The 25666-nt window shown below is 38.5% G+C and carries 22 protein-coding genes and 1 other RNA gene; 17 read left to right on the forward strand and 6 right to left on the reverse strand.

Annotation, left to right across the window (positions count from 1 at the left end; translation table 11 throughout):
* Positions 1-453: 453 nt before the first annotated feature.
* Complete coding sequence (locus KJS37_RS03960) at positions 454-1605, forward strand: MucBP domain-containing protein (RefSeq protein WP_213495994.1); 1152 nt, start codon at positions 454-456, stop codon at positions 1603-1605.
* Positions 1606-2640: 1035 nt separating this feature from the next.
* On the opposite strand, the gene KJS37_RS03965 is transcribed toward KJS37_RS03960, so the two are convergent.
* From KJS37_RS03965 to KJS37_RS03980, 4 genes are all read right to left on the reverse strand, one after another.
* Entirely contained in the window at positions 2641-3093 is a 453-nt protein-coding gene (locus tag KJS37_RS03965) for a hypothetical protein (protein ID WP_213495995.1), read from the reverse strand.
* 199 nt (positions 3094-3292) lie between these two features.
* The gene (locus KJS37_RS03970) at positions 3293-3976 is read right to left on the reverse strand and encodes a LutC/YkgG family protein (protein WP_213495996.1); all 684 of its coding nucleotides are present in this window, start codon (positions 3974-3976) and stop codon (positions 3293-3295) included.
* Positions 3977-3978: 2 nt separating this feature from the next.
* Entirely contained in the window at positions 3979-5451 is a 1473-nt protein-coding gene (locus tag KJS37_RS03975; protein WP_213495997.1) for a LutB/LldF family L-lactate oxidation iron-sulfur protein, read from the reverse strand.
* A 13-nt stretch (positions 5452-5464) separates the two neighbouring features.
* Positions 5465-6232, reverse strand: coding sequence for a (Fe-S)-binding protein (locus KJS37_RS03980; protein WP_165714118.1), 768 nt, complete (start codon positions 6230-6232; stop codon positions 5465-5467).
* A gap of 254 nt (positions 6233-6486) precedes the next feature.
* Between KJS37_RS03980 and KJS37_RS03985 the strand changes: the two genes are divergently transcribed.
* The 5 genes from KJS37_RS03985 to ffs all read left to right on the forward strand — a co-directional run bounded on the left by KJS37_RS03985 (position 6487) and on the right by ffs (position 9071).
* Positions 6487-7158: a YoaK family protein gene (locus KJS37_RS03985; protein ID WP_014025116.1), complete on the forward strand. Its 672-nt coding sequence runs from the start codon at positions 6487-6489 to the stop codon at positions 7156-7158.
* Positions 7155-7889, forward strand: coding sequence for an MBL fold metallo-hydrolase (locus KJS37_RS03990; RefSeq protein ID WP_213495998.1), 735 nt, complete (start codon positions 7155-7157; stop codon positions 7887-7889). The genes KJS37_RS03985 and KJS37_RS03990 overlap by 4 nt, the downstream gene beginning before the upstream one ends.
* The gene (gene tadA / locus KJS37_RS03995; protein ID WP_014025114.1) at positions 7889-8380 is read left to right on the forward strand and encodes a tRNA adenosine(34) deaminase TadA; all 492 of its coding nucleotides are present in this window, start codon (positions 7889-7891) and stop codon (positions 8378-8380) included. The genes KJS37_RS03990 and tadA overlap by 1 nt, the downstream gene beginning before the upstream one ends.
* A gap of 79 nt (positions 8381-8459) precedes the next feature.
* Positions 8460-8921 carry a hypothetical protein gene (locus KJS37_RS04000; protein WP_213495999.1) on the forward strand — a complete coding sequence of 154 codons (462 nt, stop codon included), beginning with the start codon at positions 8460-8462 and terminating at the stop codon, positions 8919-8921.
* 53 nt (positions 8922-8974) lie between these two features.
* Positions 8975-9071: signal recognition particle sRNA small type (gene ffs, locus KJS37_RS04005), an RNA gene on the forward strand.
* A gap of 267 nt (positions 9072-9338) precedes the next feature.
* On the opposite strand, the gene hylB is transcribed toward ffs, so the two are convergent.
* Complete coding sequence (hylB, locus tag KJS37_RS04010; protein ID WP_213496000.1) at positions 9339-12317, reverse strand: hyaluronate lyase HylB; 2979 nt, start codon at positions 12315-12317, stop codon at positions 9339-9341.
* Between the two features lie 349 nt (positions 12318-12666).
* Here hylB and KJS37_RS04015 point away from each other — a divergent pair, with 349 nt between their 5' ends.
* Together KJS37_RS04015 and KJS37_RS04020 are read left to right on the forward strand one after the other, a co-directional pair.
* Positions 12667-13821, forward strand: a complete 1155-nt coding sequence (locus KJS37_RS04015; protein WP_213496001.1) for a glycoside hydrolase family 88 protein — start codon at positions 12667-12669, stop codon at positions 13819-13821.
* A 9-nt stretch (positions 13822-13830) separates the two neighbouring features.
* Entirely contained in the window at positions 13831-15618 is a 1788-nt protein-coding gene (locus tag KJS37_RS04020; RefSeq protein WP_213496002.1) for a glycoside hydrolase family 35 protein, read from the forward strand.
* A gap of 25 nt (positions 15619-15643) precedes the next feature.
* Here KJS37_RS04020 and KJS37_RS04025 read toward each other — a convergent pair whose 3' ends face one another.
* The gene (locus KJS37_RS04025; RefSeq protein ID WP_165713467.1) at positions 15644-16351 is read right to left on the reverse strand and encodes a GntR family transcriptional regulator; all 708 of its coding nucleotides are present in this window, start codon (positions 16349-16351) and stop codon (positions 15644-15646) included.
* Between the two features lie 228 nt (positions 16352-16579).
* Between KJS37_RS04025 and KJS37_RS04030 the strand changes: the two genes are divergently transcribed.
* From KJS37_RS04030 to KJS37_RS04070, 9 genes are all read left to right on the forward strand, one after another.
* Positions 16580-17509, forward strand: a complete 930-nt coding sequence (locus KJS37_RS04030; protein WP_165711583.1) for a PTS sugar transporter subunit IIAB — start codon at positions 16580-16582, stop codon at positions 17507-17509.
* 1 nt (position 17510) lies between these two features.
* Positions 17511-18308, forward strand: a complete 798-nt coding sequence (locus tag KJS37_RS04035) for a PTS mannose/fructose/sorbose/N-acetylgalactosamine transporter subunit IIC (RefSeq protein ID WP_213496003.1) — start codon at positions 17511-17513, stop codon at positions 18306-18308.
* Positions 18301-19125 (forward strand): PTS system mannose/fructose/sorbose family transporter subunit IID, encoded by an 825-nt coding sequence (locus KJS37_RS04040; protein ID WP_019294115.1) that lies wholly within the window; start codon positions 18301-18303, stop codon positions 19123-19125. The genes KJS37_RS04035 and KJS37_RS04040 overlap by 8 nt, the downstream gene beginning before the upstream one ends.
* A gap of 173 nt (positions 19126-19298) precedes the next feature.
* Positions 19299-20108 carry a gluconate 5-dehydrogenase gene (locus KJS37_RS04045; protein ID WP_213496004.1) on the forward strand — a complete coding sequence of 270 codons (810 nt, stop codon included), beginning with the start codon at positions 19299-19301 and terminating at the stop codon, positions 20106-20108.
* A 20-nt stretch (positions 20109-20128) separates the two neighbouring features.
* Positions 20129-20965 carry a hypothetical protein gene (locus KJS37_RS04050; RefSeq protein WP_213496005.1) on the forward strand — a complete coding sequence of 279 codons (837 nt, stop codon included), beginning with the start codon at positions 20129-20131 and terminating at the stop codon, positions 20963-20965.
* A 55-nt stretch (positions 20966-21020) separates the two neighbouring features.
* Positions 21021-22781: a DUF2264 domain-containing protein gene (locus tag KJS37_RS04055; protein ID WP_213496006.1), complete on the forward strand. Its 1761-nt coding sequence runs from the start codon at positions 21021-21023 to the stop codon at positions 22779-22781.
* Between the two features lie 45 nt (positions 22782-22826).
* Positions 22827-23834, forward strand: a complete 1008-nt coding sequence (locus KJS37_RS04060; RefSeq protein ID WP_213496007.1) for a LacI family DNA-binding transcriptional regulator — start codon at positions 22827-22829, stop codon at positions 23832-23834.
* Between the two features lie 147 nt (positions 23835-23981).
* Positions 23982-24827 carry a 5-dehydro-4-deoxy-D-glucuronate isomerase gene (gene kduI / locus KJS37_RS04065; RefSeq protein WP_213496008.1) on the forward strand — a complete coding sequence of 282 codons (846 nt, stop codon included), beginning with the start codon at positions 23982-23984 and terminating at the stop codon, positions 24825-24827.
* Between the two features lie 31 nt (positions 24828-24858).
* A complete protein-coding gene (locus KJS37_RS04070; protein WP_165711577.1) occupies positions 24859-25665 on the forward strand; it encodes a gluconate 5-dehydrogenase in 807 nt (268 codons plus the stop codon).
* The last annotated feature ends 1 nt before the right edge of the window (position 25666 follow it).

A 25666-nucleotide genomic window follows, 5' to 3' on the forward strand; every position in this document is an offset into this window, starting at 1 on the left:
GAGTAATAGTCTTTAGAAAAATATGTGTGTTTTAGCATAAATCATGTATAAATTTTGTCCATTATTTAGGACATGTTCTCATTTTGACTTAAAAATAAAAGCGTTAAAATAGCTATTTCATATATTAGAAGAGAGCTGTTTTATATAATGCTAGTGATTGAATAAACAATTTTATCTACGTATTCTTTGGTTTCACTTGGAATATATAACATCATTAAATTAAAATAAGATTAGAAAAATCTGTTGCAATGAGATAAGTTCACATGTTTTTATTTAATGATATAAGAGTAAAATTATAACGATTAGAGATTTAGACTTTTTGAATAATATGGTAAATAAGTGATGAAAGCGGCCGCTTACTAAAAATATAAATCTATAAAGAAAGGAGAACTTATGAAAAAATATATAAAAAATATTCAAATAAGTTTATGTTCATCTTGTATATTATTCCTTGTGGGAGGGCAAATTCCCATCATACCAAACCAATATGTCTTTGCTAACGAGAGTACCATTTCTAGTTATTCTACAGGAATAACAGGGGAGTCAGATGGGGTTATTAAATATGGTCAGCCCCAAAAAACAATACCTGGGAATGGTCAGCCATATTTAATTAGTCAAGGCCTAACAGTGTATGGTAATAAAGGATCCTCAGAATGGATATTTATTGCAGATGAAACTGTTACTATAAGCACTCTTCATGTCTTCGTTTGTGGTGTAGGGAATACCTATATTGGGTATACATTATCAATTTCAGGACCAGGAAAATATGTACTCGATGCAAGTATTTATGGTGCATTTAATCAAGGATTAGCATTAGAGATTAATAATCAACCTAAGCCTCAAGAGATGACAGGGCATGTAAATATCCATTACGTTGATGAGAGCGGGGAGCCTCTCAGCCCCCATGTCTCTCTCCCTAGCCGAACATGGTTGGAATCAGAAGCAACGCCGGAGTATCAAACTTTAGCAACCCCTCTCTACTTGACAAGTATTGAAAAAGATGGAGAAATTTATGTGCTTGATGAAAGTAAAATTCCTACCAATGCGGATGGCTCATATATAGCAGGGCAAACAGTGGATGTAACCTATGTTTATAAACTTCAAGCTAAGCCACAAGAGATGACAGGGCATGTAAATATCCATTACGTTGATGAGAGCGGGGAGCCTCTAAGACCTCAGGTCTCTCTTCTTAGTCGAACATGGTTGAAATCAGAAGCAACACCGGAGTATCAAACTTTAGCAACCCCTCTCTACTTGACAAGTATTGAAAAAGATGGAGAAATTTATGTGCTTGATGAAAGTAAAATTCCTACCAATGCGGATGGCTCATATATAGCAGGGCAAACAGTGGATGTAACCTATGTTTATAAACTTCAACAAACAAAGTTATCTTCTCCTACAATTAATGATAAACATAAATTAAAAGCGAGTGCTGACACATTATTCTTAGAAAAAAGTACATCATCTGTAAATTTAAATAAAAAAGATTTGAATGATGCTGATTTACCTAAAACTTCTGAGGCAAACCAATGGAAGTTAAGTACTTTAGGTGGATTAACACTTATTAGTTTAGTTTGTCTATTCATGCTAAAGCAGAAAAGGTAGCTCTCAATAAAATGAGTAGTTCAAATGGGCTGGAGTTCTAGAGGTTAATGCTGATTACCAGGAAAGCTGGACTTTATGGACTACATAGAAAAATAACATTTGAAGAGAAATTAAAGTTAGTGTTAGTTACAAATTCAGCTTATTTTAGGCTTTCAAATGTATCTAAATTTATAAATATTGAAGTATATGAACTAGAAAATAAAAATATTCTGAACATGTTCGAAGATATATTACTTCAGCATAAGAGCCTATAAAAAAAGTATAACTTATATAAATAAAAAGAAGACGAATATCGATTAGATATTTGTCTTTTTTGCATGAAAATTTGTCTTTATAAAAGGGATACAACTAATTTAAAAAAGTACTCGTAAAGTACAAAGATAAAAAATAAAGAAGGAGGCAAAATGCGTACCTGATATAAAAGATATTGACGAAAATTTTAGGAAATAAAAAACATACATATAATAACTTGTGTATGTTTTTGGGGTACTGTTGTGCCTGATAATGGAACTATTTTTTATCTGAGATATCAGAGGGGATTTCATAATATCTAGTGAAAACAAAGAAATAAGTTTTTTTCCATAAATATAATAGTAGTTTAGTCAAAAGTTATTGATACTCTACTTCAAAAAAATTTATTCATAAAGAGGATGTAAATTATATTTAAACTCAGTACATGGGAAGACATTGTACTATCAGAAAAAGTTATATCTAGCAGATGATGTTTTATTCCATATTATTATGCTAAAATGACAGAAGAGCGATTATTGTAGGAGTAGCAAAGTGATGTGCGAATTTTGTCCTGCAAATTTTCAACAATGTTGTGTTGTATATAGAGGGGAAGGTGTAGTATTTTTAAATTAACAAAACAAATAATTCTAGCTGTTTGTATCCTTTTCGTATCGTATGATTTAGTTCAGGGGAGCTATAGCGTTCTACCCGGAATAATAATAGCACTCATTGTAGTTCCTGAAGGGTATCTCGCATATAAAAACATAAAAAACAAAAAGAAATAAAAAAGCTTACTAACTGGCGTCATAGCCATTCAGTAAGCTTTTTTGTATTTTTATCATTGGTCAAACATTTTTTATTTTGGGATTCTTGCGCTTTATTAAAAATTTTTGAACCTTCTTTGACATATTTTATTTTGTTAAAAGAAAATATCCCATTAGTGTATGAATAATTAGCAGTAATACCTGTATAAATTTTTTTGCTCTTTATATTAATTCTGGCTGTATCCTTATAGTCGGTTTCATTATTAGTTTTTGAATAAAAGATAACAGTACTGTCTTCTATTTCCATCATCATAGTTTTTGTATAAGTATTGTGTTTATCATTATAGCAATAATAAAGACCATTCAAAGAAGACTCCGGCTTTTGCTGAGAAGTACTTGTATTATGATTTAAATTGTTTATGATTATAACGCTTCCAAAAGCGAGCAAGATAATTATAATATCTAAAATGAGGTATACTTTCTTCTTTGACAACAGCTCTCTCCAAGATTATTTTAGCATTTACCGTACATTCTATCATAGATATTTCTATGCTTTATACTATGAAGATTATGTTTTTTATAAAATTATAATAATGTTCGATATAGATGAATTATGGAACGAATATCTGAAATAAAAAGTGCTTAGGAAACCACCTGTTTTTTTCTGAGCACGCCTTGCTTACAATAAATACTTATAAATCTTTAACGATAACGTAATTAATTTCCAAAGGACCGTGAAGCCCAACTACAAGCTGCATTTCAATATCACCAGAATTTGATGGTCCAGAAATAAAATGCAGTGTTGAACCAGGCTTTTTATTTTCATCCAGCCAAGTTGCAGCTTGTGTAGAGCGTGGAACCATACGGCTAAGGGGAATCACAGAAATATAATGAGTAGGTAAAAAGTGCAAAGAACGCCCTTGACCAGCTTCTGATTCCACCACAATTGTGGCTGATTCGGCAAGGAAAAATTTAGGGACGGCTACAACAACATTCGAATTTTGAGCAGCATTAATATTTTCTTCCCGTTTTTCTTTACCAATTTTCCATTTGACCAATTGGTCTGAAATAATATTAACCCCTAGTTTTTCCAGCTTATCTGTTGAAGGAATCATGATCTGCCCACCACCAGATTTGTCAATTAAACCGTGAATTATCTCATTCATTTCTGAAGAAGTTGTTTCCACTAGGTTCGCTGAAACGCGACGCGCTTGTTCCTTGGCAAGTTCGAGTAATTCGTCAGTGCTTAAATCTGCCAAATGTGTTTGGGGAAGGTCTGAAATGAGAGTATATGGTTCAAATGGCAGTTCTACACCACCACGTTTTTTTAACAATGTGTCTAAAAATTGAGTCCGATTTTCAATAGTTCCTGTCATTTTTATTTACCTGCCTTATGTTTTTTATACCAGTGACGAAACTGTTCTTTGTGTGGAGGAGCTATAGGTAAGTCGCGAACATCCGTCCAACCTTTGGCTAGAGCAGGTGCTTTGCTAACTGCACCGTACTTAAACAAAGAACCTCCAACGCTTACTTCCTTATTTTTGGGTAACATATTGAGACCAGTATGGGCCATCTTCATTGCCATTCCAAACATTGCGGGACTACTTGTGCCTTTTCCAATCGCATTCATTTCAAAATTGACAAAAGAACCGTCGTGATGCATTGACAAATCGTCTTCCATGACTTTACGATGTTCAATTAAAAGTTCATGCAAAGGGATTTTTACGGGACAGGTTTCCGTACAAGCCCCGCATAAGGTGGAAGCGTATGGTAAATCACCATATTGTTCATAACCTCCTAGCACAGGAGAGAGAACCGAGCCGATCGGACCAGGGTAAATAGAGCCGTAAGCATGACCTCCAATTTGACGATAGACAGGGCAAACATTTAAGCAAGCGCCGCAGCGGATACACTGTAAGACGGATTCAAAAGCAGTTCCAATCGCATTTGAACGGCCGTTATCAATAATCACAACATGAAAATCCTCCGGCCCATCAGATTCGTCTTCGGCTTTTTGACCAGCGAAAGTGACATAAGTTGTTAACTTTTGCCCAACAGCTGAGCGCGCAAGCATATTGTCCAAAATTTCAGCTTCTTTAATAGAGGGAACGATACGTTCCATTCCCATTAACACAATCTGTGTTTTAGGAATAGAAATCGTTAAATCAGCATTCCCTTCATTAGTCGATAAATTAATGTCGCCAGTATTGGCGATGGCAAAGTTACACCCAGTGATGCCTACTTCCGACTTCAAGAAAAGTTTACGCATGGTATCACGCGCACATCGTGCAAGATTAACAGGGTCATTATCTCCCTTATATCCAAGTTTTTGAGCAAAAATTTCACGAATCTGGTCACGATTTTTATGTAAAGCTGGAAAAACAATATGCGAAGGCTCGTCCCAGTCCGCAACTTGTAATATAAATTCGGCCAAGTCCGTCTCCAAAATTTCCATATCATCGCCGAGTGAGACAAGCATAGGATCAATGTCTACTTCAGTGGATACCATTGATTTTGATTTGACAATCTTTTTAGCATTTTTTTCAAGAATAATACGTTTCACATACTCATTAGCTTCCTTAGCATCAGCCGCAAAGAAGACATGTCCGCCACGAGCGGCTACATTATCCGAAAATTCAGTTAAATAGTGTGGCAAATATTTTAAAGTATGTTGACGGATTGATTCAGCAATATCACGCCATTCTTGCCAATTTCCTAGTTCATCACGTGCAGATTCTCGTTTGTCCCATTGAGCATCTTGTGCTTGTGCAACCGCAGCTTTTGCAAACTGATCTTTTTTACTTTCTTCTAAACGTTCAGCGAAAGTTTTTGTACTTGTTGAAAGGCCCATTTTCTCCTCCTTTTTATTTTATAAATGCTGGATTTTTGATTGCATCTATTCTTTCTAAATCAACATTTGTGTTTAAAATTTCAGCAATATGCATGACTTTAACCTTTTTGCCATCACGATTCAATTTTCCACCGATATTCATTAAACAACCTAAATCAGCAGAAATTAAGATTTCGGCACCCGTTGATAAGATATCCCTTGTTTTTTCAGCAACCATCATTTCAGAGATTTCAGGAGATTTAACGGAGAACGTTCCACCAAAACCGCAACAATTTTCTAAATGAGGCAGCGGAAGAAGCTCAAGTCCCTTGACCTTATCTAATAGGATAAAAGGAGCTTCTCGTTCACCTAAAATGCGGGTCATGTGACAAGAACGATGGTAAGTTGCCTTCTCGCCATTAAATGTGGCACCAAGATCTTCAAGTCCTAATACTCGATAAAGAAATTGAGTGAATTCATAGGATTTATTTGCTAAATCAATTGCTTTTTGTTTATAAGGATCACCTTCATCGAACATATGTGGATACTCAGTGAACATCCCTGAACAAGAGCCGGCTATACCAACCACATAATCAGAAGATTCAAAAGCATCAATCTGGTTTTTGATGGTAGGCATGGATTCCTTAGCTAATCCTGAGTTATAAGTAGGTTGTCCACAACAAATTTGTTGTTCAGGTAGGTCTGTTTCAATTCCCAAACGTTCGAGGACTTCAACCATTGCAATTCCAACTTGTGGAAACATAAGGTCCATCACACAAGTGGAAAATATTGAAACTTTCATAAGCTCTCCTTAATATTTTTAAATCTTTATTAAAAATTCGACATTTTTAAGATATGTATGCTCTTTCATTATAAGCCGATTTTTTTATATTTTCAAAAAAAGGAGGTGTCAAAAGAGTTTGACAGCGTATTTTGATTAAAAATCATTTACGTTTAAAATTCTGTTTGATGCAGCTCAAAGGGGCAAAAGTGGCCTATAGGAGATCAGCGAAACATAACTGTGCCAAAAGGATTTTAGAATGCTATAATAAGAATATGAACACTGAAATGAGAGAAAAACTAAGAGTAGCCTCGCTCTTAGCGATGAACGCTGGATTTATGGATGCTTTTTCCTTTTTCCATTTTGATGGGCGCTTCATCGGAATGCAAACGGGGAACATGATACAGGCAGCGGTTTATTTAGCCAAAGGAGATTTTGTACGTGTAGCAGATTTTATCATTCCTGTTCTCTTCTTTTCTTGTGGGGTGATTTTTAAAAACATTTATTCTTATTACTTAAGAAAGAAGAACAAGCCAGATACGATTTATTTGCTTTTGTTACAGTGGACAGGCGTGACCGTATTTACCTTACTTTACGCTACGGTTTTAAAATTACCCGTTTCCATTTTTGTTGGCTTTTTATCATTCTTCATGGCCATTCAGCACGATACTTTCAGTAAAACAAGAGGACTTCCCTACGGAAGTATCATGATGACCGGAAATTTGAAATCAACCATGGTCAACTTAACGAATTACGCACTGACACACGAACAACGCTACCTACAAAATTTTCGCGTCTTTGCTAGTCTGGTCGGTGCCTTCTTCCTAGGGACTATTTTAGGTACTTATAGTGCCGATATCTTTGGCAACTGGACTTTGCTTGTATCCAGCACATTTTTAATTATCGTTTACTTTATGTTAAGGTTTGAAAGAGAGGAGACAATATGAAATTAACAGCACTTGGTGTATGGGGCGGTTATCCCACACGTGATGCAGGCACAACTTCTTATTTATTACAAAGTGAAGAGGGATTTAATCTTTTATTGGATGCTGGATCACGTGCCGTGACGGAACTTGAGCATGAGCTTTCACCCAATGATTTGGATGCAATCATCTTGAGCCACTACCATGAAGACCACATAGCAGACTTGGGCGCTTTACGTCAATATCGTCAGCTACAAACAGTGAAACCAGAGATGTTGCCTATTTATGGTCATCAGGAAAATGAATACGAATTTTCAAAATTATCTTTGGAAAATGTCAGTGAGGGAATTGCTTATGATGTCGAAAAGGGCACATCTGTCGGCCCCTTTGATATTCAGTTCTTAAAAACAGTGCATCCTGTTATTTGCTACGCGATGCGTATTGTTGAGAGAGCGACAGGACAGGTCTTAGTTTATACGGGAGATACGGGTTATTTTGCAGAACTTGTTGATTTTTCTAAAGATGCGGATATCTTGCTGGCTGACGTTTATTTCTTCAAGGATAAGGCCAAAATGCCGAATCACTTGTCCAGTGTAGAAGCTGGGGAAATAGCAGCACAAGCCAATGTGAAAAAACTAATCCTCACACATTTGCCACAAGTTGGTGACTTGCAAGTATTACGTGAAGAAGCGCAAGAAGCAGCAGGAAATATACCTGTTGACTTGGCTCAACCCCATATGAAATGGACGGTGTGATGGAGTTTAGTCAGCAAGAAAAAGAATATTTCATGCAGCAAGCACTGCTTGAAGCCCAAAAGGCAGCAGAAAATGAAGAAGTGCCCATCGGCGTGGTTATTGTACACGAAGGTGAAATAATTGGACGCGGCTTTAACCGCCGAGAGCTTGATGGCCGTGCTACCCACCATGCAGAAATTTGTGCGATTGAAGCTGCGAACGAAGCTGTAGGGAACTGGCGTTTATTAGACTGTGCTCTGTTTGTTACTATTGAACCTTGTGTCATGTGTGCTGGAGCCATTGGTTTAGCTCGTATTCCACAAGTATACTTTGGGGCAACAAATCCCAAGTTCGGAGCAGCTGTAAGTTTGTATCAAATCTTGGAAGATAAACGGCTCAATCATCGTGTAACTGTTGAAAGTGGCATTTTAGAAGCTGAGTGCGCCGATATCATGAAAGATTTTTTCCAACATCGGAGAAAGAGAAATAAAGAAAAAAAAGAGCAGGTGTAACTGTTCTTTTTTTAGAGGAAATTTCTGTAAGTTTTTGTTACCATAGACAAAGGATAAAATAGAAAAACGAGGACAACTCATGGACGCCGAAAAAACTCCCAAGCAGCGCTACAAAGAAGAAACAGCACCCTATCGCGCGTGGCTCAATAGTATCAGTATTCCTATTGGATTGATTGTACTTTTTATCGCTGTCTTCCTTGGATTTACGATCAATGCAGCAGGAGTAATTCTTGTTATCTTCGCGATTGTCACCCATGTTGGTTATGCAAGGATACACGCACCTAAAATCTGCCATGTAGCACCCATTCTTTATTATGTTTACAATGTATTGTCTATTTTTTATGTGATGACGCTCATTGCGCAACCCCAAGGTAGTATGCTTGTAGCTATTCTTTCTCTGATAAATTTTGTCCTACTGATTTTGGTGATTGTCTTTTACTTTATCGGAGCAAATGCTATCAAGAAACAATTTCCAACCATGAAAGAAGATTATGAACGTGCCATGGAAGTTTATAAAGAGCGGAAATCATCAGGAAAATGATAAAATTCTTTTGATAAAGTCAAAGCTTGTCAAAACAAGAAGAAGTATGTTATAATAAATTTCGGAGCAATAAGTTTCTTACGAAGCGTGTCAGGACCTGACGGTAGCAGCACTAAGTATGGAGCTTATGTGCTCTTTTTTTTTGTTGTCAAAAATAATTTATTTTAACTTCATACCGTAGTAAAACGTTATTAAAAAGCTTTTTCATTTGTCTTCGTATTAAACATAGCGTGTGCTATACTTAATGTGCAAAAAACTAGTAATGATTATAAAAAGTATAGTTATATCTGGCTATGCTTTTTTAAGTCCATCTTCCAGTTATTCCGAAAGTGAAACTAAAAAAACCACCCCTTGTAAGGATGGTTTGACTTGAAAAAGTCGAATAAGCAATATAAATTATATGCCTATTAACGAAAATCACTCCACAACAATTTGTTTAGCACTTCCCGCACTGCCCGAAAAGTCAATGCTTAGAGTGTGCGTGGTTTCATCAAAGCTTACGCCGTCACTCATCGAAAGGATATACTTGAAATCTTTTGGCAATTGGATGTGGGCAATTTCATTGGTTTGGGTGGGGTTTGCGATTGTGTATGTGGTTTGGGTTTGCTTGTTTTGTTTTAACAAGGAAATTGGCTTATCTGTGGTGATGTCTGCTATGCTTCCTCCTGTGGCAGCCCAGAAATTAATTCCTAAATAGCCAGCGGTTTCCATTTGCACAGCTTGGATACTTTCGGTGTTTGCAAGAATTTTAAGAGTATTATCTTGGGTATAATTTTTAAGCTTTTCTTGCGTTGCTTCAGGAAGAATAACATAAGAATAGTTTGCATTTTGAGGATGTTGTCCGTGGTTTATCATGAATTTGCGATATTCGCCACTATAAGTTTTGTCACTTGGAAAGGCGCTATTGATAGCGGCGTAAGTTCCTGTTCTTTTTTCACTTTGCACAGTGACGTCTGATGAAGTTGGAAAGTAATAACCAATCGAAGCATTTTGATGGTCAGACTGCAAGAGGAGCCAATCTTTTTTACTTTCTTCAGAAGCATCAGTGATATTTCCCTTATTTGAAATGACTTGATAGTGATATGCGTCATTAAGAAGACGGTTGTCCACGATTGTTTCGATGGAAGCAGTTGTGTCACCACTAATTCCCGCACCTAAGGCAATGGTCTGGTCTTCAAGAACAAACCATGATTTTTTAGCTCGAAGATTCATGGGAAGGACGGTACCGTTGTTTTTGGTGCCTTGCTTATTAAGCGCCATCCCCATCACGGCTTGATTTTCTGCAGCTGCTCCACCGCCCCATGTTTCGGGAGAAGTTACGGTAGTAAAGGATGAATTTTCATCTTGAAGCGCTACAGTATCTACGGTTGTCCCAGGTAAACGATAAGGATCAACCGTTGGCCAATAACTGTTACCAAATTGGACACCGTCGTTATTATAGAGATAAAACATGCCATCTGCTGTATGCCAACCACGTTTATTTTCTCCGTTTCCTGCTTCAAAAGAAGAGGTGCGGTTGGAGTATAGGCTCAGGCTTGTCATGTAAGTTGGATTACTTTGAACAAAACGATCCATTGAGGCAAAGACTTTTGTTCCCGTAAAGGGAAGCATATCTCCAGTGATTGCAGTATTTGTCATTAAAGAAAGTGTCAGCTGTAAGTCATTATAGTCCCTCGTGTTATTGAGATAATAATCAGGATTGGTTTGCATCCAGTATTTCACTGCTTCTTGCAGCTTCTTTTGACTTTCTTCGGATGATAAGTTAGCAACGATAAGCAAATTATACATCGTGGTTGAACCGTAGCCGACCTGTGTATCTTTCGGAGCGCGTGAGATTGATCGTCCATTGACACCTGGAAGCATCGTTCCTTGATAGATGAGAGGGATAAATGATTGTTCAACAGTAGAGACAAAGTTTGAGACAGTTTGACTGTCCATTTCAAAGCTTGAACCTTTGGTGGTAGCGAGGATTTGTCCGACACCTTTCACAAGAACATTGCCGTAAGAACCGGTATAAGGGATGTTATTGTGCTGAATAAAAGAGCCATCAGGATAAAAGCCGTCTCCCTTGGTGACTGTTTGAAAAACTTCTTTGATACTGTTTGAGGCCAGCTCGATCTTACTTTCATCTTCTTGTAAAATCCCTAAGCCAAGCACAGATAAGGCCAAGTCTGTTCGATTTGCTCCTGTGGTCGAAAAGTTTGGAATGAAAGCCAGATCAACAAATACATCCTGTGCTTTCGTATAGAGTTGCTGATAAGGATTTGGAACATAGGACTGGATTGCTTTGGTATATTCCTGTATTTTATCTGATGGTAGCTTATCACCAAGAATTATTAAGCTGCCAATAAATTTTTGAGGAATCCCAACCTGCCAATCCCACCAATTGCCATAGTATTTCTGACCATCGTATCCCTTTTGACTAACCATAAAATCAAGACCAGACTGAATATCAGCGAGCAGTTCGGGATTAAGATAGTAATCTGTTCCCTTAGTGCCATAAGCCTGTGAGAGAAGGTAGAGATTAGAGAATTGAGTCGTCAGATTTGCAGAAGGAGTATCGCCAGCTTTCAAACGCCACAACTCTTTTCGATCAGGGCTACGATTCATACTTTGGTAAAGAGTTTGAGCATTCTTAGACAAAGTATTCACATATTTGACGAGTGGAGCATTGTTAGAATCATAATTTTCAGTGATTAGTTGTTGCTTCCACTTGTCACGTAAGCTTATAAATTGCTGCGTATCTAAAACTTCAGGGTTACTGTTCACTTCGCCGGCTTTCAGTGATAAGAGCGACAGCTGACTCAGATTACCAAAAAGCCGTAAACCTGTGGCACCGGTCCAGTCCCCATCGATGGTTGAACCATCGCTGTAAGTAACTTGAGGATTGTCATAGATTATCTGGCCATTAAGATAAGCTTTAACACTCGTGCCCTGATAACGTAGAAGTAGTTTATAGGTCTGTCCAATCTCAAGACTTTGACTATGGATATCTGTTATCCATTTGCCTCCTGGCTGACCAAGCTGCCAGTTTCCGTTACTCATATAAGCAAAGGACTGATAATTTTTGGTGTTTTCTGCGCCAGCACGAAAGACAAGTCCAAAATTTGTTTGTCCCTTGTATACAAAAGTTATTTGCACATCACCAGAACTACGGTTTCCTGCATCTGTATTGAGCGAAATACTCTCATAACCTGTACTTAGCTTTTGATTAGCTATATTCAGCTGTCCTTGAGAGATTTTTCTATCGGCTTTGCCAACCAAATCTTCCCAAGTCCCAAGCTGATTGCTGAAATCAGAAGTATAGCTCTCTGCCGTAGCTCGTTGGCTGAATGTGAAACTTACCGAAATGCTCACAAGTAAGAAAGCAATAAAATAAAATAGTTTTTTTGTCATTTCATATTCTCCGTGTATTTATATTCCCAATGCTCTTTTTAAAGTACACTAAAAGAGACTTAGAACAGTTAATCTAAATCTTTCAAACGTTTACTCCTAGATTCTCCTTTACTCTATGATAAGTAGAATAATTTAACATGTTATATTATCTAAGAGTAAGTATATAGTATGTTAAGCAGATTGTCAACAAACCAGGATAACGCTTACTTTGGCGTTGGTGAGGGATAAAAAAATTTCAAATAATAAAAATATCGGCTGTGACTTTTTCTTGGACCATTAAAAATTTCTTGCTATTTTGTCAAGTAAAAGTTATAATATAACATGTTAATATATTAAGAGAGGTTGAGTTATGAATACGAATAAGAAAAAATTAATTCGGCTCGGTCAAAATATCGACCAAGCTTGGCTGGACAATCAAATAAAGAAAATAATTGTAAAAATTGAAAGAAACATGGAGCGTTTTGGCGATGATTTTCCTTCGGCTTGTGCCACCGATGGGAAATATCGTATCAAGGGGAATGACGACTGGACCAATGGATTTTGGACAGGAATGGTAGCTTTGGCTTATGAATATACAGGGGATGCAAAATTTTTACATCGTGTCGAAGCCAATATGGAAAGTTTCCAAAAGAGATTAGACAATCATTTTGTGTTAGATCATCATGATATCGGGTTTCTATATAGTCTATCAGCGGGGGCGGCTTATAAGTTAACTGGAAATGAAACTTATAAAGCGACTTTACTCCAAGCTGCGGATGTCTTGCTTCACCGTTTTCAAGAAAAAGGTAATTTTATTCAAGCTTGGGGCAAGTATGGCGATCCTAAAGAATATCGTGTCATTATTGATTCATTCATCAATCTTCCCTTGCTCTTTGCAGCAACAGAATATTCTGGTAAAGCAATTTACAAAGAAGTAGCCCTGAAGCATTATGCGACTTTGCTCAAAACAGTTTTCCGTGACAATGCGAGTACTTATCATACTTATTATTTTGATCTCGAAACAGGGCAACCAGCGTATGGAGCTACACATCAAGGACATAGTGATACGTCAACTTGGGCGCGTGGGCAGGCATGGGCTATTTTAGGAATTCCGCTTAATGAAAGTTATATTCATTCCGCTATTTTCCCTGAGGTATACCCTTCTGTGGTAGAAGTTTTCTTGAAACATTTACCTCAGGATCTTATTCCATATTGGGATTTTGATTATACAGATGCAGAGCCATCTGCTAAAGACAGTTCAGCAGCAGCCATTGCAGCGTGTGGCTTCTTAGAAGCTACACAGCAAAAAGCTTATCCAGAAGCAGAAGGTATTGCAAAGGGGCTCATTTATCAGCTGGGGGAACTTTACACAGAGGCCGCAGATGGGAATGAAGGTTTGTTGCAACATGGGGTATATGCTTTTGCAGAAGGCAAAGGTATTGATGAACCTAACCTCTGGGGCGATTATTTCTATTTTGAAGCGCTCATGCGCTTAGCAAATGACAAATGGAACCGATACTGGTAAGGAGAAGTAGTGAAAACATTTCAAGTAAAAGAAGAATTTATGCTGGATAATAAGCCAGTTAAAATAATAAGTGGTGCTATTCATTACTTTAGAATTCCCCGAAGTCAGTGGGAAGACAGCCTTTATAATCTGAAAGCACTTGGTGCAAATACTGTAGAAACTTATATTCCGTGGAATATTCATGAACCTGAAGAAGGAGTATTTGATTTTGAAGGTATGAAAGATATTCGTGCTTTCGTTAAATTGGCTGAAAGTTTAGGACTCATGGTTATTTTACGGCCTTCTGTTTATATCTGTGCCGAATGGGAGTTTGGCGGACTGCCAGCTTGGTTGCTGAAAGAATCAGAAATACGTCTTCGTTCCACAGACTCACGCTTTATGACCAAGGTGGAAAACTATTTTAAGGTACTACTTCCATATCTTTCACCATTACAAATCACTGCAGGTGGTCCTGTTATCATGATGCAAGTTGAAAACGAATATGGTTCTTATGGGATGGAGAAGGATTACCTTCGCCAAACGATGGCACTTATGAAAAAATATGGGATTAATGTACCCTTGTTTACTTCAGATGGTGCTTGGCAGGCAGCGCTTGATGCGGGTTCTTTGATCGAAGATGATGTTTTGGTTACAGGAAACTTCGGAAGCCGTTCGAAAGAAAACGCAGCAGTGCTCGCAGGATTTATGAAAGAACATGGCAAAAAATGGCCACTTATGTGTATGGAATATTGGGATGGTTGGTTCAATCGTTGGGGAGAACCGATTATTAAGCGTGATCCGCAAGACTTAGCAGATGAAGTTAAAGCCATGTTGGAGCTGGGTTCTCTTAATCTTTATATGTTCCACGGTGGGACCAATTTTGGCTTTTATAATGGTTGCTCTGCGCGTGACACGGGAAATCTACCGCAAATTACTAGCTATGATTACGATGCCTTGCTCACAGAGGCAGGGAAACCTACTGCCAAATATTATGCTGTTCAAAAAGCGATCAAAGAAGTGTGTCCAGATGTTTGGCAAGCGCAGCCTCGTGTCAAGGAGATTGCAAATCTTGGTTCTTTTAAAGTTTCAGAGAGTGTGTCTTTATTTAAGACTAAAGATAACATGATGAAGGCTTTAACAAGTTCTTATCCTCTCACTTTAGAAGCAGCAGGTACAGGCTATGGTTATATGCTTTATTCTACTGTCTTAAAAAATTATGGTAAAGAGACTAAACTTAAGATTGTTGAAGCGAGCGACCGTCTCCAAATTTATCTTGATGGTCAACATAAACACACACAATACCAAGAAGAAATTGGGCAAGAAATATTGTTGGATGTAGTGGAAAATCAGGAAGAGATTCAAGTGGACTGTTTAGTAGAGAATCTAGGTCGTGTCAATTATGGTTTTAAGTTTAATCATCCAAGTCAGCGAAAAGGTATACGTGGTGGTATGATGCATGACATACATTTTCACCAAGGTTATACACAATATCCTTTAGATTTCTCTGCGGAGCAGTTAAGTGGAATTGACTTTGGTGCAGGTAAAAATCCAGCACAGCCTTCTTTTTATCGCTTTAATATGAGCTTGGAGAAGGTGGCAGATACTTTCATCGATTGCTCGAACTATGGCAAAGGTGTTATCATTGTGAATGGTAAGAATCTTGGTCGTTATTGGAACCAAGGGCCTGTGTACAGTTTGTATTGTCCGAAGGACTTTCTCCATGAAGGAGAGAATGAAATTCTTGTCTTTGAAACAGAAGCTGTAGAAATTACCAGCTTAAACTTTTCAAGTCAACCAGTATTTGATACTCTAAAGTAAAAATAAAATAAAGTAAAAGTGGATGCTATTCGGCATCCACTTCTATTTTTGTTTTGAAGTATTTCCAATGTTTGTAGCTGACGATATATTCAGCAACACTCTTATCTACAAGATAGGTGTGTTTAACCTGCTTAACCACAGGTTCGCGGAAGCTTAAGTTGAGTGCGTTTAACAGCTCACTTTCATCTGGAAAAATAATTTCATTTGTTTCAACAGAGGACATGGAATAAAGATCGATACCAAAGTCTTTGTTCACTCGCTCATAGACACTCGAATAGTCTTCTAAATGATCTGACACAGGCTCCTTGACTAAAGTTTTTGGGAGGTGTGTAAAGTGTAAGAGAAAGGGGGTTCCATCAAAATAACGTACCCGAACGATCTTATAATAACTTTGGTCTGGAGTAAGTCCAAGCTCTTTTAGGATTGAAGGCTCATTTTCCTCTTTTATTGACAGAACTTTGACAGTTTCGTGATCTTGAGAATGTAATTCGATATCTGAGAATTTAACATTTTGGGAAATTTTCGATTTAGAAACGTAAGTCCCTTTTCCTTGGACACGGTAGAGGTAACCTGCACTTGTTAATTGGTTTAAGGCTTTCACCGCAGTGATAGAACTTACTTCATATTTTCGTTTAATATCGGCTTCTGAATAAAATTTATCCCCAGGGATAAATTTATGATTTTTGATTTCAGATAATAAGTCTTGTTTGATTTGTTCATACTTTGGAATCAATAGAAATACTCCTATCTATATAACTTATATTAGAATGATAACATGTTAAGTTGGAATATGCAAGCTGTATATACAAGGCTTTATAGCGCACTTCAGAGAGCTTTTAACAAAAAAATATGTAACCGTGTACATTTTCTCTTGACAAGCTACTTAATATGTTATATACTGATAATGCAAGAAGATAACATGTTAAATAAAAGAGCGCTTGCGTGATTGATAAGGAGTCAAATGAGAAACATAGTATTGATTAGCCATGGTTCGATGGCTGCCGGGGTGAAAGAAAGTCTCGAGATGATCATCGGACGGCAAGAACAGATGCATGTGGTATGTATGCCCGAGGATAGTGATAATATCCAATTTGAACAAGAGCTATTAGAAAAAATGCACACCTTAGAGGGTGAAACTTTAATTATTGCTGATTTACTTGGAGGAACACCTTGTAACGTGGCATTAAAGCATTTTACAGATAATGATGATGTTTCTATCATCGCTGGGATGAACCTCTCTCTTGTTTTAGAAGCAGCAGTGAGTGATACTGCGTCCGCTGATGATTTGGTTACTTCGAGCAGAACAACACTGGTTAATGCGAAAAACTTGCTGAATGAAGCAAAGGCACAAGAAGCAGTAACACTTAATATGGCAGATTATTCTGAGTATCAAGGTAAAGCAAAGATTGTGAACACGCGTATTGATGAGCGCTTGATTCATGGACAAGTGGCTGGGATTTGGTCTTCAAGCTTAGGAACACAACGCATTATTGTTGCCAATGATGAGGCCGCTGCCGATGACTTGCAAAAATCATCTTTACGCATGGCTTGTCCGTCAGCAATGCGACTCTCAGTTATTCCAGTAGCCCAAGCAGCAGAAAATATCAATGCGGGGAAATATGGCTTACAACGAATTTTTCTTCTCTTTAAAAAACCTGCCGATGTTTTAAAATTTATTCAAGCAGGGGGAAAACTTGAAAGTCTTAATGTAGGGAATATGAGCTATAAAGAAGGTTCAAAAGAAGTCACAAAGAGCATCAAAGTCATGCCGGAAGAAGAAAATATCTTCCAAGAAATTGCTGCTGGTGGCGTTAAAATCACAGCCCAATTGGTTCCAAGTGAGCCTGCCATTGACTTTATGGAAAAACTTAACAAAATAGGAGAACGATAAAATGCATTTAACAGTCCTACAAATCATTTTAATTACAATTTTTGCTTTTATTGCCATCAATGATTCATTGATTTCGAATTCGTTGACTCAGCCAGCTATTGCCGGTATGATTTCTGGTTTAATCATGGGGGATTTGAAAACTGGTTTAATGGTTGGTGGTACCCTCCAGCTTATGCGCTTAGGTATTGCAGCGTTTGGTGGAGCTTCTGTACCTGACTATTTCACAGGTGCCGTCCTTGGTACAGCCTTCGCTATTATTTCAGGGAAAGGCGCAGCTTATGGTATTGGTTTAGCTGTTCCTGTCTCACTTCTGATGCTCCAACTTGACGTTGTGGCACGTTTCTGTAATGTCTTCCTGCTTCACAGAGTTGATAAAGCTATTGATAAAGAACAATACGGCCGTATTCCACGTTTGGTTCTCTCTGGTTCATTTCTTTGGGGGCTATCTCGTGCTATTCCCATCTTACTCATGCTCATCGTTGGTGATGCTGCCGTAACAACCTTGACCAATGCAATGCCTGAATGGTTGATGACTGGTCTTCAAGTTGCTGGGGGCACATTGCCTGTTGTCGGTGTGGCGATACTCTTGCGTTATTTGCCAACGAAACAATACATTCCCTATCTTATGGTCGGTTTCTTCCTTGCAGCATATTTACAAGTTCCGATGATGGGGATTGCGATTGTCGGAGTAGTCGCAGCACTCTTGGTGTTCAAACGTGACAGCACAAAGCCTGCACCAGCTGAGGCAGGCACAACAAATGGCCAAAACTTTGAAGGAGGCTTTGACGGTGATGAATAACAATAAAGAAGTAATTACAAAAAAAGATTTAAATAAAATTAGCTGGCGTTATATCTTGGGAAGTCAGCTCAACTGGAACTATGAACGTATGATGAGTTCAGGTTATCTTTATGGCATCATGCCTGTTCTGAAAAAGCTTTACAAAGACGATAAAGAACTCAAAGATATGGCTAAAACGCATAACCAATTCTTCAATACCAATGCTATTTTTGGTAATTTGATTATGGGGATTGATGTAGCCATTGAAGAAAAAGAAGGTTATAAAGCGAAGGAAACTGTGGCGGCTTTGAAAACGGCCCTCATGGGATCACTTGCAGGTGTCGGAGATTCACTTTTCCATGTTATTTGGGGGACAATCTTTGGTTCGGTTGCAGGAACTTTAGCTCAGCAAGGTTCGACTGTCGGCTGTCTCCTCTGGATTGCTGCAAATATTGCCTTGCTCTTTGGTCGCGCTGCTTTACTTCCACTAGGGTATAAACAAGGGGTAAAATTAGTAACCACATTAAAAGATAAACTCTCTGCTTTTACTAATGCGGCAACTGTTCTGGGTGTGACTGTTATTGGTGCCTTGATTCCAACGGTTATCAAGGTAGCTACGCCACTGGTTTACACAAATAACGGTGTTAAGTTAGAAATGCAAGCAACATTAGATGGAATCTTGCCAGCCTTAATCCCAGTTTTGCTCACATTGTTAACTTACTGGATGTTGGGCCAAAAGAAATTGAACTCTACACGTGTTATTTGGTTGGTTTTAATTTTCACGATTGTTCTCAGTGCACTTGGCATTCTAGGGTTACCTGTGCCACCAGCAAAATAAAACACAACACACATTGTATAAGGCATTCGTCTTGCACGGTGTGTGAAGAATTTTCGGATGACTTACCTCACTTACACAATTCCGAGTCATTGGAAAATTTTTCATAGACCGTATAAGAACAAAAGGTTCATATTGCATATGAACCTGCTTTTTAATAAGAAAAGGAATAAAAAATGACATATAATATTTTAAAATTATTCAGCATGGAGGGAAAAATAGTCCTTATCACTGGAGGGGCACATGGGATTGGATATTCTCTTGGTATTGCTTATGCCCAAGCAGGTGCAAAGATTGTTTTTAATGCCAGACATCAAGCGGGAGTAGAAACGGGTTTAGCAGCTTATGAAAAAGAAGCCATTAAGGCTTATGGCTACGTCTGCGATGTCACAGATGAAACAGCAGTTGCGGCTATGATGCAGCAGATTGAAGAAGAAGTTGGAAGTGTAGATGTTCTGGTGAATAACGCGGGCATTATCGCACGACAATCGATGCTTGACATGACAGCGAGCGATTTCCGAAAGGTTGTAGATGTTGATCTCACAGGTCCTTTCATTATGTCGAAAGCCGTGCTTCCTGCGATGATTAAAAAAGGAGGCGGCAAGATTATCAATATTTGCTCCATGATGTCCGAGCTGGGCCGTGAAACTGTTTCGGCATATGCCGCAGCCAAGGGCGGTTTGAAAATGCTGACGAAGAATATCGCCTCTGAGTATGGTAAATATAATATTCAGTGTAATGGTATCGGCCCTGGATATATTGCTACCGAACAAACGAAACCACTGCGAGAACGACAAACAGATGGTTCTCGTCATCCTTTTGATGCCTTTATTATTGCGAAAACCCCGGCTGAACGTTGGGGGAAACCGGAGGATTTACAAGGTGCAGCTGTCTTCCTTGCTTCAGATGCTTCCAACTTTGTAAATGGGCATATCCTATATGTCGATGGCGGTATCCTTGCCTATATCGGCAAACAACCTGAATAAAGAAAACGGAGAAACAAAGAATGATAAAAATTGAACTGCTTAATAAGGACAAAGAAAATATCTCTGGTAAATTTGATCATGAGAAAGAGTACGCACCATTTATGGCTCAAGGAAACCAGCTTTGTACACTAGGAATCAAGGAATATGTGTATCAGATGGGAGATAAGATTCGTGTTACAGTAGATGAGGTTCCAGGTTATTATATGGTTCAGATGGATGAAACTCTTGCGCCATCACTCCTTTATTTTACTCAAGAAGAATGGTTATATGAAATCCCTTTAACAGAAAATCTGCGAAAGTCCTCTGTGGAGACGGCCTTCAAATCCGCACGCCATAGCTTGACCGTGCGCAAAGCCCATCCTTTTGAAATTTCAAACTATCAAAATCTTTCTTTTAATGCGCATGATCAAAAAGAAAACTCAGGCGTATATCCGCATGCTTCGGCCAATGTCGAAACACGTGATGAGTCGGTCTTTTTCGCGAAAAATGCCATAGATGGTAAATGCGCTAACCTATCACATGGTTCATATCCTTTTGCCTCATGGGGAATTAATCAGCAGGCTGATGCAGAATTAACCATTGATTTTGGCCGTCATGTTGAAGTGGATCAGCTGAACTTACTTTTCCGCTGTGATTTTCCACATGATAGTTATTGGCAAAGTGTTGAAGTTACATTTTCAAATGGTAATTGTATGAGCTTTGACACAGAAAAGCAGGCAGAGTATCAAAACTTTAAATTTCCGACACAGCAGACCACTTTTATCAAACTGGGTCATTTAAACAAGGCACAAGATGATTCGCCCTTCCCTGCGCTGACCCAAATTGAAGTTTTTGGAAAAAACAAGCCTGTTCAATAAGACTATACCTATCCCTTGCAAAGTCATGGGATATTTTCATCAGAAAAGAGATAAAATGCGAGAAAAGAAATTAAAAGCTTTAAAATGGGATTCTTATGAAGAAATCACGCAGGGATTCAAACTTATGCTTGAACCGCTCAAAGTAAAAATGAATGGTTCTGGTCATATCGACTTGGGACACAATCATGGTGCTATCTATGATCAGGAGACAAGTCAGATGGAAACATTTAGCCGTTTGGTCTGGGCGATTGGTCCTTATCTCAGTCAAAATGAAGATGTTTTTCTCACAGAAGAAATTCGTGCTTCCTTTATAGCGGGAACAAATCCTACAAGCAAGCATTATTTTGGCGCGCTCGCCAACTACGACCAAAAATTTGTCGAAATGGCAGCCTTAGCGACCTGTTTACTGCTCAATAAGGAGACCATCTGGCAAGAATTTAGTCTGCAAGAAAAAGAAAATATAGTCAACTGGCTCCTTCAAATCAATGAACAAAAAATCCCCAAAAATAACTGGCGTTTTTTCCGTATCTTGGTCAATGTCACCATGAAAAACTTGGAGATGCCTTATTCTCAAGAAATAATTGATCAAGAGTTTGCCTTCATTGACAGCTGCTATCAAGGGAAGGGATGGTATTGTGACGGTAAGGCAAGTCAGGTGGATTATTATATTCCGTGGGCATTTCATTACTATAGCTTGCTCATCTCAAAATTTTTAAATCCTCATGAAGATGCTGAACGGCTTAAAAAGATTAGGGAAAGGGCAACTTTATTTGCGCAGGATTATCAGTATTGGTTTGACCGAGAAGGACGAGCAGTGCCTTTTGGCCGAAGCTTGACTTATCGTTTTGCACAGGGCGCTTTTTGGTCAGCCTTAGTTTTTGCGGATTTGGAAGCTTTGCCTTGGTCAAAGATTAAAGCGCTCTTTTCAAATCATATGCAATCCTGGTTTCGGGAGGCAATTTTTACTGAAAATGGCATTTTAAATGTTGGTTACGCTTATCCCAATCTCAATATGGCCGAAAATTATAACGCAGCAGGTTCACCTTACTGGGCTTTTAAAGCATTTTTACTCTTGGCAGTTGACCGTCAGCATCCTTTTTGGCAAGCCGACAAACAGTTACCGCGCTTATCAAGAAAACGTCTCGCCTCTAAAGAAATGCGAGCCTTGATTGAACACAGCGCCCATTCGGAGCAGATTATGTTTTATCCAGCTGGGCAGTTCATCGAAAATCAGAGTCATGCACCAGCCAAATATGGTAAGTTTGTTTATTCAACGCAGTTCGGTTTTAGTGTACCCAAAGGCGCTTATTTTTATGCTGAAGGCGCTTTTGATAATACCTTAGCGCTGAGTGAAGACGGACTGTACTTTCGAGCACATGCCCAAGATGACTCTTTTGAAATCTTCGAAGATCGTGTGGTGCATTACTGGTCACCCATGCCAGCCGTTCACATCAAAAGTACGATTATCCCTTTAGGTCAAGCGCATCTGCGTATCCACGATATCCAAACAGACAAAGTATTGTTTGTAGCAGAAGGTGGTTTTTCCACAACGATTGAGGAAAGCTCAACTTTTTCTGATAATAAATTTGCCCAAATAGACACGCCATTAGGGAGCAGTAGTATCAGAGCGATCAAAGGCTATGACGAGGCAGACATTGTTCGGCCAGAAGTGAATACCAATGTGTTGTATCCACGCAGTATTTTTCCTTGTCTTCAGGGGAAGATTCAGCCCGGTCAACATCGCTTGATAAGTCTCATAACTGGAGCAGTGATGCAGGAGCAAGATTCAAAACGGAGCACCGTAAGTGAAAAATAACTTTTTTCTTATTATTTTTTTCAAAGTATCGTATAATAAGGGCATATGACTAAAAAAGTAACGATCAACGATATCGCAAAGTTAACTGGGGTATCAAAATCAACCATATCCAATTTTTTAAATGGTAAATTTGCAGGGATGTCAGAAGAGACACGGCAACGGATTCAAGATAAAATTGAAGAGCTAGACTATCGTCCGAATCGTCAAGCGCGTGCTTTAAAGTCCAGTTACTCTTCGCTCATCGGGATTTCCGTAACCGACATTTCCAATCTTTATACATCACGTTTATTAAAAGGGATGATGGAAAGATTGCAAAATACCAAGTACCATACGCTTATCATGAACTCGGACCTCGATGAAGAGTATGAACAATATAATATCGAAAAATTACTAGACGAGAAAGTTGACGGTATCATCCTTCAACCTCTTAAAGCTGCAGCGGCCGATTATAAGTCGATTGATTCAGACTTGCCTTTAGTCCAAGTTGACCGCTATCTTCAACCCCTTATTTGGCCAGCTGTTATCTCTGATAATAGTGAGCAATCCAAAATATTAGCGGAAAAGATTGTCAAAGAAGGGTATCAAAGGATTGTCATCTTAACTCCGCCAATGCAGAATTCTTCAACTCGGCTCAAACGCTATCAAGGAATTACTGAAGCAATAAAAGAGACAGAAATCGAACTGGAAGAAGTATTTACTGAAGAGGTTAAAGATCTCTTTACAAGTGATCCAATGATTTGGGAAAAGATCGAGCCTTTCTGTAAAGACGATAAAAAAACAGCTATATATGCCTTCAACGGAGGTCTGCTTTATGGAGCTATTAAAATCCTAAAAGATAAGCAAATTGCTGTGCCAGAACAAGTGGGAGTGGTAGGTTATGATGACGGAGCTCTGGGAGAACTGATTAGTCCAGGTCTGACTGCTATCGTTCAGGATCCCGTAAAGATAGGCTACACAGCTGCAGATCTTTTGGTCAAAAATATCGAAGCCAAAGCGCAAAAAGCAGAACTTACAGTCGTTGACTCAGATCTCAAAATCAGACATTCACTATAAAAATATTAAAGGAAAAATATCCTTTGGTATTTTTTTATTTTTTATACTTGACAAAATAACTGAAAGCGAATACAATAGATGTTAGTAAATCGGTTTAGTAAATCGGTTTATTAATTCTATAAATTACAAATAAAAAAGGAGCATCAGATGAACAATCAAACAATGGATACCCGTTACACACACTCACCAAAGGATATTGCGCATTTTACAACACAAGAGCTGCGCGAAGAATTTGCAGTAGAGACCATCTTCGAACCTAACTTTATTCATTTGGTTTATTCGCACAATGACCGCTTGATTTTTGGCGGAGTTGAACCGACAGAAGAACCTTTGGAAATTGTTCTAGATAAAGTTCTTGGGGTAGAGTATTTCTTAGAACGTCGTGAGCTTGGTGTTATTAACATTGGTGGTGATGGTAGCATTATTATCGATGGCGAAGAAGACGAAGTTTTACACCGTGATGGGTACTATATCGGAAAAGGGACAAAGGAAGTTATCTTCAAATCTAAAGATCCGCAAAACCCAGCAAAATTCTACGTGGCTTCAGCTCCAGCTCACCAAAAATACCCGAATAAAAAAATCGCTCTGGCCAATATCAATCCTTTAACACCGGGTGATGATGAACATATGAATAAACGTAAGATCAATCAATATGTTCATCCAAACCAAGTTGAATCTTGCCAACTCCAAATGGGTTTAACATCACTTGCTCCTGGTTCTGCGTGGAACACAATGCCTTGTCACACACATGAACGTCGTATGGAAGCTTATCTGTACTTTGAATTGCCAGAAGACAATGCCATTTTCCACTTCATGGGTAAACCCGAGGAAACAAAACACTTAGTGCTTCAAAACGAACAAGCGGCAATCAGTCCAAGTTGGTCCATCCATACAGGCGTAGCCACAAGTAATTACTCTTTTATCTGGGCAATGTGTGGCGAAAATATCACTTATGACGATATGGATATTGTTCCAATGAATGAACTTAAATAATAAAAATAAACGAAAAAAGAAAGAGAAGATTATGACTGAGAATATTTTAAACACCTTTTCACTTGAAGGAAAAATCGCCCTTGTAACAGGAGCGACTTACGGTATCGGTTTTGCCTTGGCATCAAGCTATGCCAAAGCGGGAGCAACGATTGTATTTAATGACATCAACCAAGAAGCAGTTGATCGTGGTATGGCAGCTTACCAAGAAGCAGGCATTACAGCACACGGTTATGTTTGTGATGTGACTGATGAAGCAGGAATTAATGCAATGGTTGAGCAAATTGAAAAGGAAGTCGGCATCATCGACATCTTGGTCAACAATGCCGGTATTATCAAACGGACACCGATGATTGAAATGTCTGCCGCAGATTTTCGCCAAGTGATTGATATTGATTTGAATGGTCCATTTATCGTTTCTAAAGCTGTTATTCCAGGCATGATGAAAAAAGGTGGTGGTAAAATCATCAACATTTGTTCAATGATGTCAGAGCTTGGTCGTGAAACAGTTTCAGCCTATGCTGCTGCTAAAGGTGGATTGAAAATGCTGACGAAGAATATTGCTTCTGAGTATGGCAAATATAATATCCAATGTAACGGTATTGGCCCAGGCTACATTGCGACACCACAAACAGCGCCTTTACGTGAGTTACAAGAAGATGGTTCACGTCATCCTTTTGATTCTTTTATCATTGCTAAAACGCCAGCAGAGCGTTGGGGAGAACCAGAAGATCTTGAAGGCCCAGCAGTCTTCTTGGCGTCGAAGGCTTCTGACTTTGTCAACGGTCATATTCTCTATGTAGATGGCGGAATCTTAGCCTACATTGGTAAGCAACCATAAA

It is taken from the genome of Lactococcus formosensis (assembly GCF_018403745.1).
Taxonomy (GTDB): Bacteria; Bacillota; Bacilli; order Lactobacillales; family Streptococcaceae; genus Lactococcus; species Lactococcus formosensis.